The sequence below is a fragment of the Aliidiomarina quisquiliarum genome, from assembly GCF_023922585.1.
Lineage (GTDB): Bacteria > Pseudomonadota > Gammaproteobacteria > Enterobacterales > Alteromonadaceae > Aliidiomarina > Aliidiomarina quisquiliarum.
The window spans coordinates 211,023-227,889 of record NZ_JAMFTN010000014.1 but is presented as its reverse complement, the minus strand read 5'-3'; the positions used below and the strand labels follow the sequence as shown (position 1 = coordinate 227,889).

At 47.7% G+C, this 16,867-nt stretch carries 19 protein-coding genes; all 19 read right to left on the bottom strand.

Going from position 1 to position 16,867, the window contains the following annotated elements; all coding sequences use genetic code 11:
* Positions 1-48: 48 nt before the first annotated feature.
* The 19 genes from rpoS to lepB all read right to left on the bottom strand — a co-directional run bounded on the left by rpoS (position 49) and on the right by lepB (position 16,857).
* Positions 49-1,041, bottom strand: coding sequence for an RNA polymerase sigma factor RpoS (gene rpoS / locus M1L23_RS03785; RefSeq protein WP_252625789.1), 993 nt, complete (start codon positions 1,039-1,041; stop codon positions 49-51).
* 33 nt (positions 1,042-1,074) lie between these two features.
* Positions 1,075-2,004 carry a peptidoglycan DD-metalloendopeptidase family protein gene (locus M1L23_RS03780; RefSeq protein WP_252625788.1) on the bottom strand — a complete coding sequence of 310 codons (930 nt, stop codon included), beginning with the start codon at positions 2,002-2,004 and terminating at the stop codon, positions 1,075-1,077.
* Between the two features lie 22 nt (positions 2,005-2,026).
* Complete coding sequence (locus tag M1L23_RS03775; protein ID WP_252625787.1) at positions 2,027-2,671, bottom strand: protein-L-isoaspartate(D-aspartate) O-methyltransferase; 645 nt, start codon at positions 2,669-2,671, stop codon at positions 2,027-2,029.
* The gene (surE, locus tag M1L23_RS03770; RefSeq protein WP_252625786.1) at positions 2,664-3,413 is read right to left on the bottom strand and encodes a 5'/3'-nucleotidase SurE; all 750 of its coding nucleotides are present in this window, start codon (positions 3,411-3,413) and stop codon (positions 2,664-2,666) included. The genes M1L23_RS03775 and surE overlap by 8 nt, the downstream gene beginning before the upstream one ends.
* A 39-nt stretch (positions 3,414-3,452) precedes the next feature.
* Positions 3,453-4,499, bottom strand: coding sequence for a tRNA pseudouridine(13) synthase TruD (gene truD, locus M1L23_RS03765; RefSeq protein WP_252625785.1), 1,047 nt, complete (start codon positions 4,497-4,499; stop codon positions 3,453-3,455).
* Positions 4,496-4,969: a 2-C-methyl-D-erythritol 2,4-cyclodiphosphate synthase gene (gene ispF / locus M1L23_RS03760; RefSeq protein WP_256473583.1), complete on the bottom strand. Its 474-nt coding sequence runs from the start codon at positions 4,967-4,969 to the stop codon at positions 4,496-4,498. Before ispF ends, truD begins: the two co-directional genes overlap by 4 nt.
* Positions 4,970-4,977: 8 nt before the next feature.
* Positions 4,978-5,685: a 2-C-methyl-D-erythritol 4-phosphate cytidylyltransferase gene (gene ispD, locus M1L23_RS03755; RefSeq protein WP_252625784.1), complete on the bottom strand. Its 708-nt coding sequence runs from the start codon at positions 5,683-5,685 to the stop codon at positions 4,978-4,980.
* Positions 5,682-5,969, bottom strand: a complete 288-nt coding sequence (gene ftsB, locus M1L23_RS03750) for a cell division protein FtsB (RefSeq protein WP_252625783.1) — start codon at positions 5,967-5,969, stop codon at positions 5,682-5,684. The genes ispD and ftsB overlap by 4 nt, the downstream gene beginning before the upstream one ends.
* A 93-nt stretch (positions 5,970-6,062) precedes the next feature.
* Entirely contained in the window at positions 6,063-6,689 is a 627-nt protein-coding gene (locus M1L23_RS03745) for a hypothetical protein (RefSeq protein WP_252625782.1), read from the bottom strand.
* Positions 6,690-6,703: 14 nt separating this feature from the next.
* Complete coding sequence (eno, locus tag M1L23_RS03740) at positions 6,704-7,999, bottom strand: phosphopyruvate hydratase (protein ID WP_252625781.1); 1,296 nt, start codon at positions 7,997-7,999, stop codon at positions 6,704-6,706.
* 8 nt (positions 8,000-8,007) lie between these two features.
* Positions 8,008-9,648: a CTP synthase gene (locus M1L23_RS03735; protein WP_252625780.1), complete on the bottom strand. Its 1,641-nt coding sequence runs from the start codon at positions 9,646-9,648 to the stop codon at positions 8,008-8,010.
* Positions 9,649-9,752: 104 nt separating this feature from the next.
* Positions 9,753-10,175, bottom strand: coding sequence for a MazG nucleotide pyrophosphohydrolase domain-containing protein (locus tag M1L23_RS03730; protein WP_252625779.1), 423 nt, complete (start codon positions 10,173-10,175; stop codon positions 9,753-9,755).
* 13 nt (positions 10,176-10,188) lie between these two features.
* Positions 10,189-12,408: a GTP diphosphokinase gene (relA, locus tag M1L23_RS03725; RefSeq protein ID WP_252625778.1), complete on the bottom strand. Its 2,220-nt coding sequence runs from the start codon at positions 12,406-12,408 to the stop codon at positions 10,189-10,191.
* Positions 12,409-12,510: 102 nt separating this feature from the next.
* Entirely contained in the window at positions 12,511-12,885 is a 375-nt protein-coding gene (gene acpS, locus M1L23_RS03720; protein ID WP_252625777.1) for a holo-ACP synthase, read from the bottom strand.
* Positions 12,882-13,613 (bottom strand): pyridoxine 5'-phosphate synthase, encoded by a 732-nt coding sequence (pdxJ, locus tag M1L23_RS03715; RefSeq protein ID WP_252625776.1) that lies wholly within the window; start codon positions 13,611-13,613, stop codon positions 12,882-12,884. The genes acpS and pdxJ overlap by 4 nt, the downstream gene beginning before the upstream one ends.
* A 34-nt stretch (positions 13,614-13,647) precedes the next feature.
* Positions 13,648-14,334, bottom strand: a complete 687-nt coding sequence (gene recO, locus M1L23_RS03710; RefSeq protein WP_252625775.1) for a DNA repair protein RecO — start codon at positions 14,332-14,334, stop codon at positions 13,648-13,650.
* Positions 14,334-15,239 carry a GTPase Era gene (era, locus tag M1L23_RS03705; RefSeq protein ID WP_252625774.1) on the bottom strand — a complete coding sequence of 302 codons (906 nt, stop codon included), beginning with the start codon at positions 15,237-15,239 and terminating at the stop codon, positions 14,334-14,336. Before era ends, recO begins: the two co-directional genes overlap by 1 nt.
* Positions 15,236-15,940 (bottom strand): ribonuclease III, encoded by a 705-nt coding sequence (gene rnc / locus M1L23_RS03700; protein WP_252625773.1) that lies wholly within the window; start codon positions 15,938-15,940, stop codon positions 15,236-15,238. The genes era and rnc overlap by 4 nt, the downstream gene beginning before the upstream one ends.
* Complete coding sequence (gene lepB, locus M1L23_RS03695; protein ID WP_252625772.1) at positions 15,937-16,857, bottom strand: signal peptidase I; 921 nt, start codon at positions 16,855-16,857, stop codon at positions 15,937-15,939. Before lepB ends, rnc begins: the two co-directional genes overlap by 4 nt.
* Between the last annotated feature and the right edge of the window lie 10 nt (positions 16,858-16,867).

Sequence of the window (16,867 nt, the reverse complement as noted above, 5' to 3'; positions counted from 1 at the left end):
AGCTTTGTTACGCCCTTATGCCCAATGCCTACGGTAGGTGTTGGGCCTTTAATGGTTTGAAAATAAGCACTCTATATTTAACCCTTGCTGGCTTAATACATCGCGTAGTTTTAGCAAGGCTTCTACCTGAATTTGCCGTACCCGTTCACGCGTTAAGCCTATTTCTTTGCCTACATGCTCAAGCGTTGCTGGCTCGTAGCCAAGCAGGCCAAAACGCCGGGCTAAAACTTCTTTTTGCTTAGGATTAAGAACATTGAGCCACTCGAGAACGCGGGCATTTAAGTCGTCAATTTGAGAAATGTGTTCAGGCCCACCGGTTTTATCGTCGGGAATAATGTCTAACAAGCCCTTTTCCGTGTCGCCGGCTAGGGGGGCGTCAATAGAGGTGGTGCGTTCGTTTAAGCGGAGTATTTTATTCACGTCTTCCACCGGCCGTTCTAGGCTGGCGGCGATGTCTTCAGCGGTGGGTTCATATTCTAACTTTTGCGACAACTCACGGGTGGCCCGTAAGTATATATTTAGCTCTTTCACCACATGAATAGGCAAGCGAATGGTACGCGTTTGGTTCATTAAAGCTCGCTCGATGGTTTGCCTTATCCACCAGGTAGCATAGGTTGAAAAGCGAAAACCACGTTCAGGATCAAATTTTTCTACGGCTCGAATAAGGCCTAAATTGCCTTCTTCAATTAAATCAAGCAGCGCTAAACCACGATTATTATAACGGCGGGCAATTTTAACCACTAAACGTAAGTTGCTTTCTATCATGCGTTGGCGCGACTTCATATCGCCTTTTAAGGCTTTGCGCGAGTAGTAAACTTCTTCTTCTGCTGTGAGTAAAGGGGAAAAACCTATTTCACTCAAGTACATTTGCGTGGCGTCTAAGTTTCGGTATCGTTTTTCTTGTTTGGCTAATACATCTTCAAGCTCGTCGTTACCGAATTCGGTAGCATCGGTTTGCGTACGCGCTTTAAGCTCAGCATTGTCTGTTATTTTATTCGCTTTGTTATTCTGGTCGGTGCGTGTATCTCGGTTATTAGTCATACTCCACTCCTTGCCTGCAGCTTAGGCATTCACTTATCGTGAGCGAGGCAAGTAATTCTCCGGATTTACCGAGTTACCACGTAACCTCAGCTCAAAGCGTAACCGCACATTATCGCGGCCACTACTTCCCATTGTTGCTATTTGTTGGCCTGCTTCAACCCACTGTTGCTCTGCAACCAGCACGCTGTCGTTATGGCCATAGGCGGTAATGTAATCGTCGTTATGTTTGATAATAACTAAACGCCCATAACCGCGTAATGCTGTTCCTACGTAAACCACTTTACCTGCTGCTGCTGCCACTACTGCGTCGCCTCTGCGGCCGCTAAACTCAAGCCCTGTATTCATTGGTTCGCGCGTGGAAAAGCGTTTTTCTATCGGGCCACTGGTTGGCCATTGCCAACGAATATCGGCGCTAGCTATAACCCGTTCCCGTGGCCTGGGTGTTGGCAGCGAAGGCTGCGCCTGAGGCGGACGTACTGAAGGTAAAGGTGTTGCTATTGCCACAGTGCCTGCCGTTGTAGCGGTACGAACTTCAGCCTCTTCGCTTACATTTTCACCATACCTTGTCTGCGCATAACTAACAACTGGTTCTGCGCGTTCTACTGTAACCGACTGATTTTCGGCGATATTACTAACTGTATCAGTGGTCGGTTTGAGGGCTTGAGATGGGCTTTTAAGTTGCAGTATTTGGTCGGGGAAAAGCAAGTAAGGTTCCGCTAGTTGATTCAGCTGGGCAATGGTTCGAACGTCCATATTGGCCCGAAAGGCAATAGAATAAAGGGTATCGCCGGCACGTACGGTGTAGGTGTCTTCAGCCCAAGAGGCCCGCTCGTAGTCATGGTAGGTAGGTCCTCGGTATACTGTCGACACGGGGGCTGGCTCAGGTCGGCTTGCGCAAGCGCTTAATAATATAAGCACCAGCGTAAATAACCAGATGTACAGCCGACCAAACAATACCTTCATGCAGAACCTTATGTGTTATGACTTAGGCAAGTTCGCCCTGAACCAGGGGTACAAAGCGTACACCGCCACTGGTTTGTTGACGGTATTCGTCACCATAACGTTCAATTATTTTTAGCTCTTGTTGGCTGTCGCCCACAGGTATAATAAGCCGCCCGCCTGCTGGATCAAGCTGGCTTAATAATGCTTCGGGAACACGGCTAGCAGCCGCCGTAACAAGAATGCCGTCGTAGGGCGCCTTGCTTTGCCACCCTTCCCAACCGTCGCCATGTTTCATTTGAATGTTATGCAAGTCGAGCAGTTTCATGCGCCGTTTAGCTTGATACTGCAAGCTACTGATACGTTCTACGGAATAAACCTTCTGCACTAATTGGGCTAGTATTGCGGTTTGGTAACCTGAGCCGGTGCCAATTTCTAATACATTCACCATGGGCCGTTCAGCTGCCAGCAATAGCTCGGTCATTTTCGCCACAATAAATGGCTGCGAAATGGTTTGCCCATTACCAATAGGCAAGGCGGTATTTTCATAGGCTTTATGAGTCAGTGATTCTGGCATAAAAGAATGCCGAGGGGTCGACTCCATTACTTGTAATACCCGCGTATCAACAATACCAGCTTGTTGTAATAGCTGAGCGAGCTTCCGTGCTTGTCCTTGATAGTTTTTAAGCATGCTTTTTTAACCAGTCGTCTACTTTTTGCCAGCTTTTACCAGCTGTCATGTCTACCGTAAGTGGCGTAATCGAAACGTAACCGTCTTGAATCGCCGCGAAGTCAGTGGTGGGGCCGTCGTCTAGCTCGTCGCCAACAGGACCATACCAGAAAATTTCTTGGCCCCGCGGATCACGTCCACGAATCATAGCACCTGCTTTGTGCCGGCGGCCAAGCCGAGTTAATCGAATACCTTTTAGTTCGCTGTACGCCATATAAGGTACATTTATATTTAACACAAATTCAGGGCTAAGTGGTTCGCGCTTTAATTGCCCAATTAAGTCTGCTACCACCCGTGCTGCAGTGTCGTACCATTCATGGCCTGCAGCCCCCATGGAAACAGCAATGGCAGGTAAACCCATGTGGCGCCCTTCCGTAGCTGCTGCAACCGTACCTGAGTAAATCACGTCATCGCCCATATTGGGAGCGTCGTTAATTCCCGACACCACTAGGTCTGGGGTGGTGCCAAGGGGCGAATTAGTACCAATATGCACACAGTCGGTTGGGGTGCCATTTACCGAATAAAAGCCATTGGCTAAACGTTCAACCCGCAAAGGGTTATGCAAACTTAACGAATTACTGGCGCCACTACAATTACGATCGGGCGCGATTACCGTTACTTCTGCTTTTTTTATTAGTGCTTTATGCAGCGCGGCTAACCCTGGTGCGCGTACGCCATCGTCGTTACTTAATAATATTTTCATTCATTACACTCATATTACAACGTTATTCATATCTTGTGGCTAGCTTGTTACTTGTGCTAATTCTCGCAATACCGAGGTAGCAAAACTCCCGGTAGTAAGCCTAAAACGTAGCCTAACCACGTTTTGCTCGCTGTCGACCACTAGGTTTTCTGCCTGTAACCACATGGCGCGGCGGCTTTGGTCTACCCCGGCGCGTTCAATACCTTCAAGCCATGGCTTAAATTGTGCTAATAGGGCTTCTTCAAATTCTTGCGCTGCGCCCTGCACTGGCGAACGGCCTCGGCCTGGCATTGGCCCGGTTACTTCAATATCACCGCTTGCCACACGCTGTAGCACTGTGGTATCGATATGCTCGGCAACAAAAAAAGAATGGCTACCGGTTAGCTGCATCACATCGCCGGCCAGTAATGCCGTGCCATGTTGCGCCAAGCGGGTGCTAACATATTGATTAAACAAATACGACCGCGCAGCAGAAAGCACAATGCTACGTAGGTTGCGGTCTTTAATGCGGCGCCCGGCAAACATGCCTTCGGCTTTGGTTAAATTACTGCCTTGGTAGCCAAAGCGTTGCTCGCCAAAGTAATTGGGCACGCCCGCCTTAATTTTTTCCACCCGAGCTAATAATTCATTTACGTTACTAACATCGCGCAGGGTAATACTAAATTCATTCCATTTATGGGTACCGCGGCGTAATTTACGGTTGCTTTTTACTGCTTGTAAAATGCGCACCCCAGGTTCAGCAAATGCATTCCAGTCGACTAACTTGGTAGCGGGTAATTCAACTGAAAACCATTGCGTGGTAACCGCATGGCGATCTTTCATGCCTGAAAAACTAACATTGCGGGCTTGAATGTCGACAAACTGGGCTAAGGCTCGAGCCACATGGTCGGTGTTAACGCCGGATTTTTCAATTTGTAGCCAATGGTGCTGGCCTTTGACGTCGGCTTCAGGCTCGAAGCCTAAAATTTCATTCACTTGGAAGTCGGTTGGGGTTTGTTTAAAGCTGGCCTGCACCTGTGGCTTGCCATAGGCATAGGTTTCGTTCAGCATTATTTCAGCAGCCGCAGCTGTTTCGCTGTTACTCACACGGCCACCAACAACACCACCGCCATAGCAGCAATGCCTTCTTTACGGCCGGTAAAGCCAAGCTTTTCGGTGGTTGAAGCTTTTACGTTCACTTGTGCTTCCGTTAGTTCAAGTAAGCTGGCAATACGGCTACGAATAGCTGCCCGATGCGGGTTTACTTTGGGTGCTTCACAAATAATGGTTAGATCGAGGTTGGTGGGCGCCCAACCTAACTGCTGTACGCGCGCATACACTTTTTGCAACAGTACGGCACTGTCGGCGCCTTTAAAGCTGGCGTCGTTATCGGGAAACCACACGCCAATGTCGCCTTCGCCGATAGCTCCTAAAAAAGCGTCGGTTAAGGCGTGCAATAGCACGTCGCCGTCGGAGTGCGCCACTAAGCCCTGCTCGTAAGGAATATCCACTCCACCAAGCCGAATGGGGCCCTCACCACCAAATTTATGAACGTCGAAGCCTTGCCCAATTCTCATTATAAAAACTACTCCAAAGTTAATTCTTGTTGCGCCGCTAACATTAAGGCCTGCACCATAATAAGGTCGGCTGGGCAGGTTATTTTGCGTAATTGTTGTTCTGCGGCTACTAAAACAGGGGTTATGCCCTGCAGTTCCATGGCCGAAGCTTCGTCGGTTACTTGTAAACCTTGTGCGGCCGCCTGTTGTAATGCCCGCAATAAAGGGCCGAGCTGAAATACTTGCGGGGTAAAGGCATGCCAAAGTTCGCTGCGATCAACGGTGGTTAGCTGGCCACTTGCGGTTTTGCGTTTCATGGTGTCCCAGGCTGGCACGGCTGCTAGCGCGCCCTGTTCCGGCTGCTGTTGGGCAACGGCTAATAGCTGGGCCAAAAATGTTGCTGACAAGCCTGGTCGGGCTGCGTCGTGCACTGCCACTAAGGTAGTGTCGGCATGGGTAGTTGCTGCCGCTAATAAGGCGTTGGTTACTGTTTCGGCGCGGCTGGCGCCACCTTGCACCTGAATAATACGTGGGTCGTTGGCTAATGTTAACGTAGGGAAATAGCTGTCGTGTTGCTGTAAACCAACGTACACCTGTTTAACCCGTGGGTCGGCTAACAACGCTTGCACACTGAGTTCTAAAATTGTTTTACCCAGCAAAGTTAAGTATTGCTTTGGTATGTCTTGCTCCATGCGTTGGCCAATACCTGCGGCAGGAATAATAGCTATCACAGTCACAAGGGGTTGGTATCCTTTTCTATTAAACGGAAAAATGTTTCTGCTGGCTTCACCATACCTAGTTCGTTCCGAGCCCGCTCTTCAACTGCTTCGCTGGCTTCACGAAGGTCGCGTATGTCGGCATAAATAAGTTGGTTACGTTGTTTTAAGGTAGCATTGGAGGCAGTTTGGCGTTCCACTTCACTACTTAACTGTTGATATTCACTTACCCCATTTTGGCCAAACCAAATACGGTACTGCAGCAATATCACCACGCCTATCATGCATAGGGTGAGCAAGCGCATAAGCTAATACCTCGCTAATGAAATGAATAGAGCTATTATGACCTGTTCGCCCAGAATTAAAAACCCGCGTAGCAGAATCGTTGGCAATTTTGCCTAACCAATTTGCAGAGGTTGCTTTGCTTTGGTGAAGTTTGGCCAGCTAAGCAGCGCCGTAAGCAATAATTCCCGTAACGGTAACGCCCCAGGCGCTAAGCGGCCTTGTTCGTTCCAGCGATGCCCAGCACAGGCAGCAGCAACAATAGTGGGGGTTGGCTTTAACAGTAAAATAGACTCGTTAGACAGTGTTTCACCGCTAAATGAACACCAACCCCAACGGTTTAAATGTAACCGTTGCCCAGCATAGTCGACCCTATCTACCGAGTCTAACCGTACTTGCACAAACTCGTCATTTGTTACTAATACTGGTAAAGGTAGGCCTGGCGCCACATGAAGATCAATCCATTTAGCCATTGCTGTGGCAGTTATTTGCTTAGGAGGTTTGGTACGTTGATTGCTTTGCCAACTGGCATTTTGCTGATCAAGCACCAAGGGAGATTCCGTGTAAATAAGCCACCAGGCGGCTTTTTTCACATAAAAAGGTAAGCTGCGTAACTTGCGCCGCAGACGATCGGCGTCGTCGTTGGCATAGGTTAATAGTGCTAGCTCACGCTCGTAAATGGCGTTACACAACTCGGCATGAACCGAGTTGTGTTGTTGCATGTGAAAAATATCAGCCTGCATAGCCGCAGAACTTACTATTTGGCCGCGGCGCGCACTTCAGCTAAGCCACGATACGCCACCGTACCCAGTGCTTGCTCAATGCGCAGCAGCTGGTTGTATTTAGCCACACGGTCAGAACGACATAAACTACCTGTTTTTATCTGCCCTGCTGCGGTACCCACTGCTAAGTCGGCTATAGTGGCGTCTTCCGTTTCACCCGAACGATGCGAAATAACCGCCGTAAAGCCTGCCGCATGGGCCATTCGTATTGCTGCTAAGGTTTCGCTTAAGGTGCCAATTTGGTTAAACTTAATTAAAATTGAGTTGCCAATATGCTCATCAATGCCCCGCTGCAGTATTTTTGTATTAGTAACAAACAAGTCGTCGCCTACTAGCTGTACCTTGTCGCCTAAACGCTCGGTTAAATACTTCCAACCGGCCCAGTCGCTTTCGTCTAAGCCGTCTTCAATAGAAACTATTGGATAACGTTCGCATAAGCCTGCCAAGTAGTCTGAAAACTCTTCTGCAGTAAACGACTTACCTTCACCGCTTAAATGGTATTTGCCGTCGCGATAAAACTCAGTAGCGGCACAGTCGAGCGCTAAGGTTACGTCGGTACCTAAGGTATAACCGGCGTTTTTAACTGCTACGGCAATAACTTCAAGGGCTTCTTCGTTCGACTTTAAATTTGGCGCAAAACCACCTTCGTCGCCTACCGACGTGCTTAAACCCCGCTCGCTTAATACTGCTTTTAGCGCATGGAAAATTTCCGCCCCAACGCGCAGGCCTTCAGCAAAGCTTTTTGCCGCCACGGGCTGAATCATAAACTCTTGAATGTCGACGTTATTGTCGGCGTGTTCACCACCATTCAAAATGTTCATCATTGGCAATGGCATGCTAAATTGCTTCGCCGTGCCATTCAACTCGGCAATATGCTCATAAAGCTCCATGCCTTTCGACACAGCAGCAGCTTTGGCTACCGCTAGCGACACGGCTAGAATGGAGTTAGCACCCAATTTTTCTTTGTTTTCTGTGCCATCTAACGCCAGCATAACGTCGTCAATTGCTTGCTGGTTCAGTGCGTCTTTACCCATTAAGGCATTAGCAATTGACGTGTTGATATGGTCAACCGCCGTTAACACGCCTTTGCCTAAGTAACGACTTTTGTCGTTATCACGCAGTTCTAGCGCTTCACGGCTACCTGTAGAGGCACCGCTGGGGGCCGCGGCGCGACCAAAACTACCGTCGGCTAGCCAAACATCGGCTTCTACCGTTGGGTTACCACGCGAGTCCATGATTTCGCGTCCAATTATTTTTTTAATGTGGCTCATGCTCATACCTATTTATGTCTAATCGTGTCTTGATACGCACCTGCGGCAGCAATAAAGTCCGTAAACAACGGGTGGCCGTCGCGTGGTGTCGAGGTAAATTCAGGGTGAAACTGTACCGCAACAAACCACGGGTGATTCGGCAGTTCAACGGCTTCTACCAATGATTTGTCGGCCGACAAGGCACTAAAGGTTAGCCCTGCGGTAGCAATTTGCTCGCGCAAATTATTATTCACTTCATAGCGATGGCGGTGTCGTTCATAAATTTCGTTACTGCCGTAGGCTTCATGTAGCTTGGTGTTCGGCGCTACATGGCAAAGCTGTGAACCTAAGCGCATGGTGCCACCTAAGTCGTCGTCGGCTGAACGTTCAACTAACTCACCCGACTCGTCAAGCCATTCGCTAATCAGGCCAACTACCGGATATGGCGTGTCGGCATCAAACTCGGTGCTATTGGCGTTTTTCATACCCGCACAATGGCGTGCAAATTCAATTAACGCCACTTGCATGCCTAAGCAAATACCTAAGTACGGCACATTGTTTTCGCGGGCATAACGGGCGGCAATAATTTTGCCTTCCACACCACGTTTACCAAAACCACCAGGTACTAAAATAGCGTCTAACTGGGCAAGTTTAGCCGGCCCTTTGGTTTCTAGGTCTTGCGCGTCGATATAGCGAATATTTACCGTTAAACGGTTGTGCAAACCCGCATGAGCTAAAGCTTCATTCACCGATTTATAAGCGTCGGGCAGTTCAACATATTTACCTACAATGCCCACATTTACTTCACCGCTGGGGTTCGACTCTAAATATAGCACCTGCTCCCATTCGGCTAAGTCGGCTTCTGGGCAGTCGATATTAAAGCGCTGCACAACCAGTTCGTCGACCCCCTGAGCTTTTAAAATGGCTGGTATTCTGTAAATACTGTCCACGTCTTTTAGCGAAATAACCGCGCGTTCAGGTACGTTGGTAAACAACGATATTTTTGCTCGTTCACTTACTGGTATGGGCCGGTCTGAACGACAAATTAGCACGTCGGGCTGAATACCAATTGAGCGTAATTCTTTTACCGAGTGTTGGGTTGGTTTGGTTTTCACTTCACCTGCGGCACCCAAAAAAGGTACCAACGTTAAGTGAATAAATAAGGTGCGCTCGCGCCCTACTTCTGTGCCTAATTGGCGAATTGCTTCAAGAAAAGGTTGCGATTCAATGTCGCCCACGGTGCCACCAATTTCAATAAAGGCAATGTCAAAGCCTTCAGCGCCATCGATAATACGGCGTTTAATTTCATTGGTAATATGTGGAATAACTTGAATGGTTGCACCTAAGAACTCGCCACGGCGTTCACGACGAATAATGTCTTCGTAAACACGGCCGGTGGTGAAATTGTTTTTCCGCGTCATGCGGGTGCGAATAAAGCGTTCGTAGTGGCCTAAGTCGAGATCTGTTTCTGCGCCGTCTTCGGTCACGAATACTTCACCGTGCTGAATGGGGCTCATAGTGCCAGGATCTACGTTTATGTATGGGTCGAGCTTCATAATGGTGGTTTTTAAGCCACGTGCTTCAAGAATTGAAGCTAAAGAAGCCGCCGCAATACCTTTCCCCAGCGATGAAACAACACCGCCGGTTACAAAAATATATTTAGTCGCCATGCATAACCTTGCTGCGTCAGGGTGAATGTTGAATAGGAAAAGTAATTAAGACGGGGTAAAAGTATACGCTAGCAATGCCATTTCAACAACGCCTCATATACCTTTTACCTGTTTTGCTTTGCCTGCTGCCAAAACGCTTCGAGTTCCTCTAGGGAGTAGTCGTTAAAATTACCCTTTCCAGTTTGCACTGCCGCTTCCACCGCTTGAAAGCGTTGCATAAATTTTTCATTGGCCAACTGCAAGGCCTGTTCAGGTTGTACTTGCACATGCCGAACCAAGTTAAGCACGGCAAAGAGTAAGTCGCCTACTTCTTCTTGTACTCGTGCAGGATTTACTTGTTGGGCAGTTAATTCCTGATAAATTTCATCGAGCTCTTCTCGTACTTTGTCCAGTACGGGCGCTACCGTAGGCCAGTCGAAACCAACTAAAGCCGCCCGTTGTTGAATTTCAAGCGCTTGCTGCATGGGCGTAGTACTGTCTAAAGGTGTTTTAAAAAGACTCTGCCCATGCATTACTTGGTTTGTCATTTCGCACGCCACCTTAAGACTTCCGCTGCACACGAATAACATGCGACACCTGCTGTAGCTTGCTTATTAAACGCTGCATATCGTCTTGGTGTTGCACCATAATAGTTAAATTAACAAATACTTGGCCGTCTTTGTCTTGCTGGGTGTGTACACCCCGTACGTTTAACTTTTCGTTGGTTAATATAGTGGTTATGTCGTGCAATAAACCGGCACGATCAAGGGCAATAATACTTAGGTCGGTGGCATAAGACTGCTGCTGATCAGTTACCCATTCCACATCAATACCGCGGCCTGGGGTTTGCTCCAGCAGGTTTTGTAAGTTGTCGCAGTCTTGATGATGCACCGACACCCCCCGGCCTTTGGTTATATAACCCAAAATTGGGTCGCCTGGTAACGGCTGGCAGCACTTAGCAAAGCTCATCATTAAGTTACCTATACCTGCCACTTTCACGCCGTCAGGGCTTTTTTTACTGCCTTTTTGTGGCTTACGCCGCGACGCCAAGCGTTCTAGCTGCTCTTGTTCGTCGGCAGGCTCAATGCGCAAGAAGTTAACCACCTGATGCAACCGCACGTCGCCAGCACCAATGGCAACTAACAAGTCGTCCATGTGCTGCATATTAAACTTTTCCACTGCCGGTGCGGCGTCGGCAAAGGTTAAATTATGGCGTTGTAATTCGGTGTCTAGTTGTTCGCGGCCTAGTTGTAAGTAATGATCGCGATCGTGCTTTTTAAAATAAGTATGTACTTTACTACGGGCGCGGCTCGACGATAAGTAACCTAGCTGCGGGTTCATCCAGTCGCGTTTCGGGTTGGGCTCTTTTTGCGTAAGTACTTCTACCCGCTCGGCGTTTTGTAGGCGGTAAGTAAAGGGCACAATGCGGCCGTCGACTTTAGCGCCAATACAGCGGTGGCCAATTTGGCTATGAATGTAGTAGGCAAAATCGAGGGGCGTAGAGCCCATGGGTAAGTCTATTACGTCGCCTTTGGGGGTAAATACATAAACTCGGTCTTCAAACACTTGGCTGCGAATTTCTTGTACCAGCTCTTCGTTTTCCGCCATGTCTTCGTGCCAAGCAAGTAGTTTGCGTAGCCAGGCAATTTTGTCTTCGTAGCCTTGTGCTTTGGCGGTGGCTTGGCCTTCTTTGTACATCCAATGGGCGGCCACACCAAGTTCGGCGTCGTCATGCATTTGGTGGCTGCGAATTTGAATTTCTACATTTTTATGGTCTGGGCCTATTACCACCGTATGAATAGACTGATAGCCATTGGCTTTTGGGGTGGCCACGTAGTCGTCGAATTCCGCCGGCAAATGGCGCCATTGGCTGTGCACAATACCCAAGGCACCGTAACAGTCTTTTAAACTTTCGGTAACAACCCGCACGGCCCGTATGTCGTAGAGCTCATCGAAACGCAGGCTTTTTTTCTGCATTTTCTTCCAAATACTAAATATGTGCTTAGGCCGACCATACACTTCGGCTTTAATGTCGTTATTGGCTAAGTCGGTGCGCAAATTGGTAACAAAGGTTTCAATATAACTTTCCCGCTGCAGCCGTTTTTCATCTAGCTGCTTGGCAATGTTCATGTAAATGTCTGGATGTAAATAACGAAAAGCAAGGTCTTCTAATTCCCACTTTAGCTGGCCAATACCCAAACGGTTGGCCAAAGGAGCATAAATTTCACTACATTCTTTGGCCGCTAGAACGCGTTCTTCTTCGTCGGCATTTTTTACTAGGCGTAAAAAGCAAATACGCTCAGCCAACTTAATTAAAACCGCTCGAACGTCTTCCACCATGGCCAATAGCATACGGCGTACCGTATCTATTTGTGTTTCACTGGGTTTGCCACGGCGAAAATGCTGTAGTTCACTAATACTTTGCATTTGGTGGGTGGTGATTACGAGCTGGGCGATGTCTTTACTGCATTGTTGCTCTAACCATTCATGGTTGATTATGGACGCTTCAAAGTAAGGCAAAATTAATGCGGCATGTAACCCATTACGGTCTAAGTTTAGGGCCGACAGAATTTCAACCATTTCACGCCCTTTAAAACGGTACTCTTGCTTCCCGTCATTTGGCTGGTTGCCTTTTTTGTCACCTTTTTGGGTTAGCAGCGCAGCAAGGCTTTGATCGAGTGTAAGCAACCCGGCACGCTCTTTTTCGGTAACGACTGCGGCAAGCCAGTTACTGTGTTCATCGTGCTCTTTGTCCACGTGAACATTTCTAACCTGCACCATAACCTAGCTCTCCAGTCTCTTACTAAATACTAATTACCATGTGTCGACAATGCGAAAAACTCCCGCTACTGTCAACGCCATTTATAGTCTTTTGAGTTTTATTTACGCCAATACTACAAAAGCGATGGCGTAATCCATTTCATCGCTTATTGACACATTGGTTTGCTGAACACCTAATGCTTCAGCGCGAATTTTTGCAGCCCCAGATAGTACCAGCAACGGTTGGCCTAAGTCCGTATGGGTTATTTCAATGTCTTGCCATGACATGCCCTTGGCTAAGCCGGTACCTAAGGCTTTTAAACAGGCTTCTTTGGCAGCAAAGCGTTTTGCCAATAGGCGAGCTGGCTCGCGGGCAACGTTAAATTGCTCGAGCTCGTTCGGGGTAAGAATACGAGCGGCAAAACCTTTTTGCCGCTCAACCGCCGTGGCAATACGCTTTATTTGCACAATGTCGGTGCCAATACCCCGCACGTTCACGCCCGCCGCGCTGCTGTCATAATGGCTTTCATGTCGCGTACGGCAAGGTCTAACCCAGAGAACATGGCACGAGCCATAATGGCATGGCCAATATTCAGTTCGTAAAGTTCTGGAATGGCCGCAATAGCTTGGGTGTTATGGTAATGCAAACCATGGCCAGCATTTACACTTAAACCTAAGTTACTGGCTTCTTTTGCACCCTGCTGAATAAGTTGTAACGCCTGCTGTTGGGCTACACCAGTGGTTTCTGCGTAGTGGCCCGTGTGTATTTCTATGTATGGCGCCCCTACGGTTTTAGCCGCCTCAATTTGTTTACTATCGGCGTCAATAAATAAGGACACTAAAATGCCCGCGTCGGTTAATTCTGCCACCACGTCTTTACAGCGCGACAATTGGCCGGCCACGTCTAAACCGCCTTCAGTGGTTAGTTCTTCACGCTTTTCTGGCACTAAGCAAACAAAAGTGGGCTTAATGCGCTTAGCAATGGCTATCATTTCTTCAGTCATGGCCATTTCAAAGTTCATGCGGGTTTGTATGGTTTCCGCTAACAAGTCGACATCGCGATCGGTAATGTGGCGGCGGTCTTCCCGCAAATGAATGGTAATACCGTCGGCGCCCGCTTGTTCAGCAACGGCTGCCGCTTGTACTGGATCTGGATAGTTTACACCACGTGCATTACGCACCGTGGCAATATGGTCAATGTTTACACCAAGAAATAAAGGCTTCATTTAATTCCCTCTTAAAATAAGTAATGGTTCTAACTTAGGTTAGGCGAAATAAGCTTCGGCTTTGCAGCGGTTTATTACCTAAATGAGGCCGCAGTGCAGCACGCATAATGTGTTTATAGTGCTTCAGCCGTAGTTCAGAGTCGAGTTTAAAGTCGGCCAGTGCAAATAGCTCTTGCCCGGTTAACACTAAGGCTTGGCTTGGTTGCCTAGCCACGGCTACAAAGCCCTGTTCAGGATAAAAAACATAAAGCTGTTCCGCGGCTATTGGTTCGCCTGTTACTGCGTCGGTAAGCCAGGAAAAACCTAAGTCTAAACGCGACAACAATTGCCATTCAAAGCGGCGTAATACGGGCTCAAGCAACGCCTGCTCACTTAATAAGGTTAAGGTATTACAGTAATCATTAAATAACTCAGGCGCTGGGTAGTGTTCAGGAAGAAGGCGTTGTAGCAGCTCGTTGGTATAAAAGCCGCTGTATAAGTAATGCCCTTTTAAAGGGTAAGAAGTAACCACATCAGCCTGTGTTAAGCTGGGTAGGTCGCCCCGCCCTTGCCATTGCACGTCGATATGGTTAAAAGGTTCAAGGGCGCCGCGCCATTTATTTTTAGCGCTGCGCGCACCCCTTGCTAAAACACGCTTACGACCAAATTCTGCAGTAAAAAGCTCGACTATGTAACTGTGATCTTGATACGGCCAGCGATGCAGAATAAAGGCCGAGGTCATTACTCTTCACCGTACCCCAAACTACGCAAGGCTCGTTCGTCGTCGGCCCAACCCGACTTCACTTTTACCCACAACTGCAAGTTTACCTGGTTGTCGATTAAGCGCTCAATGTCGCGCCGTGCTTCTTGGCCAATGGTTTTTAGCTTACTGCCTTTGTTACCAATAACCATGCGCTTTTGCCCTTCACGCTCAACCAAAATTAAGGCATGAATAAGGGTAACGCCCGACGGTTGGTCTTGAAACTTTTCAATTTCAACCGTGGTTGAATAAGGCAGTTCTTCGCCCGTATAGCGAATAAGCTTTTCGCGCACTATTTCAGCGGCCATAAAGCGTATTGAACGGTCGGTAATGGCGTCTTCCGAGAAGTAATGCATGCCTGGAGTTAAGTAGCCCCGCACTATTTTCTTTAGCGCTGGTATTTGCTCAGGCGAATTTGCCGATAATGGAATAACGTCGGCAAAGTTGAACTGCTTACTTAGCTCTTGAATATGCGGTAACAGTATCGACTTGTCTTTAACCTGATCAATTTTGTTTATAACCAAAGTGACTGGGCGGTTAGCGTAGCGCAACTTGTTTAAAATCATTTCGTCGTCTTCGGTCCAGTGCGTTCCTTCAACTACAAACAGCACCATATCAACGTCGCCAATAGACGAGCTTGCCGCCCGGTTCATTAAGCGGTTAATGGCGCGTTTTTCGTCCATGTGTAAGCCTGGCGTGTCTACATAAACCGTTTGGTATTTACCTTCCGTGTCAATACCTAAAATACGGTGGCGAGTTGTTTGTGCTTTTTTTGAAGTAATACTTACTTTTTGACCTAGTATTTGGTTCAGTAAGGTTGACTTGCCAACGTTTGGTCGGCCAACAATAGCAATAAAGCCACTTTGTGTTTCTAGTTCGTTTGTCATGAAGCGTTCTCTTCGGTTAATGAATCGAGCGCTTGAAGGGCTTTTGCGGCGGCGTCTTGCTCGGCTTTTCGACGGCTTGTACCGGTACCTATCATCGCTTCGTTTAATAGTGTTAGGGTGCAACTTACGGTAAATCGCTGATTATGAGATTTTCCCGTAAGCTCTACGACTTCGTAATCTGGCACGGGTTGTTGCCGAGCTTGTAAAATTTCTTGTAACTGTGTTTTTGGATCTTTTTGTGAAACGCCTGGTTCAATGTCGCTTAATCGACTTTGATACCAAGCCAGTACTATATTGCGGCACTGTTCTATGTCGCTGTCTAAATAAATAGCACCAATAAGAGCTTCTACCGCGTCTGATAGAATTGACTCGCGGCGGAAGCCTCCGCTTTTCAGTTCACCTGGGCCTAGCTGTAAAAAGTCGCCTAAATTAAATTCTAACGCTATTTCAGCCAACATTGGGCCACACACTAGGGTGGCGCGCATACGACTTAAGTCGCCTTCTTGCACGTTTGGAAATTGTAAATAAAGGGCTTCAGCAATAAACATGCTAAGTAGCGAGTCGCCAAGGAATTCTAACCGTTCGTAATGTTTAGCAGAAGCACTACGATGAGTAAGTGCTTGTTCCAGTAGCTCTTGATTATTTATTTCATAACCAAGAGCTTTGCTTAATAAACGGCGTTGTTGCTCGTTTAGTTTCAACGGATACTCCCGATTCGTTCAAATCGAATTCGTGCCGGTAACCATGTAGGCATACGCGAGTCGGGCCCGTGGTCAAAGTCTAAACTTAACCAAACAAATACTGCCCGCCCAACTAGGTGTTCTTCTGGCACAAAGCCCCAAAACCGACTGTCGCGTGAATTGTCTCGGTTATCGCCGATCATAAAATAATAACCTTCCGGTACAATCCATTCGCCACGACGGCTGTTGCTTTGGTTATAAAAGCTACTTATTTGCGATCCTGCCGCGGGGTTTACCAATACATTATAGGTATGTTCACCATGGGTTTCGCTGAAAGTTCGTTGCGGAATACGGCCAGCATAATAGTCGCCTTCAGCCATAAAAGTTTGTTCTATAGCTATTTCGTTTTCACCTGTGCAGTTTGGCGCGCATTGTTTTTCAACATAAAATTGCTTGTCGTGATACACCACCCGGTCGCCAGGTAAACCTATTACCCGTTTAATGTAGTCTAGGTCGGGCTCAAGCGGGTATTTAAACACAGCCACATCGCCATGTTTAGGTAAGCTGGTTTTTATTAGTTGTTTACGAAAAACCGGGTCGCGTAAACCATAACGGAATTTTTCTACAATAATAAAGTCGCCCGACAACAACGTGGGCATCATAGAACCCGACGGAATGCGAAAGGGTTCATAAATAAAGCTACGCAGTATCAGAATAAAGGCAATAAGCGGGAAAGCAGAACGGGAAAACTCCACTAAACTCGATTCGGGCGCCACACGCCGTGCCTCTTCTTCAGTGAGTTTAACACCGCTTTTTTGTTCCATTTTAGCTAACGCTAATACACGCTTAGGCCTAAACAACCAATGATCAATCAGCCACACTAGCCCGGTAAAAATAGTTGCTACCACTAGCAACAACGAAAAATAGAAAGTTGTCATGTACCAAGCA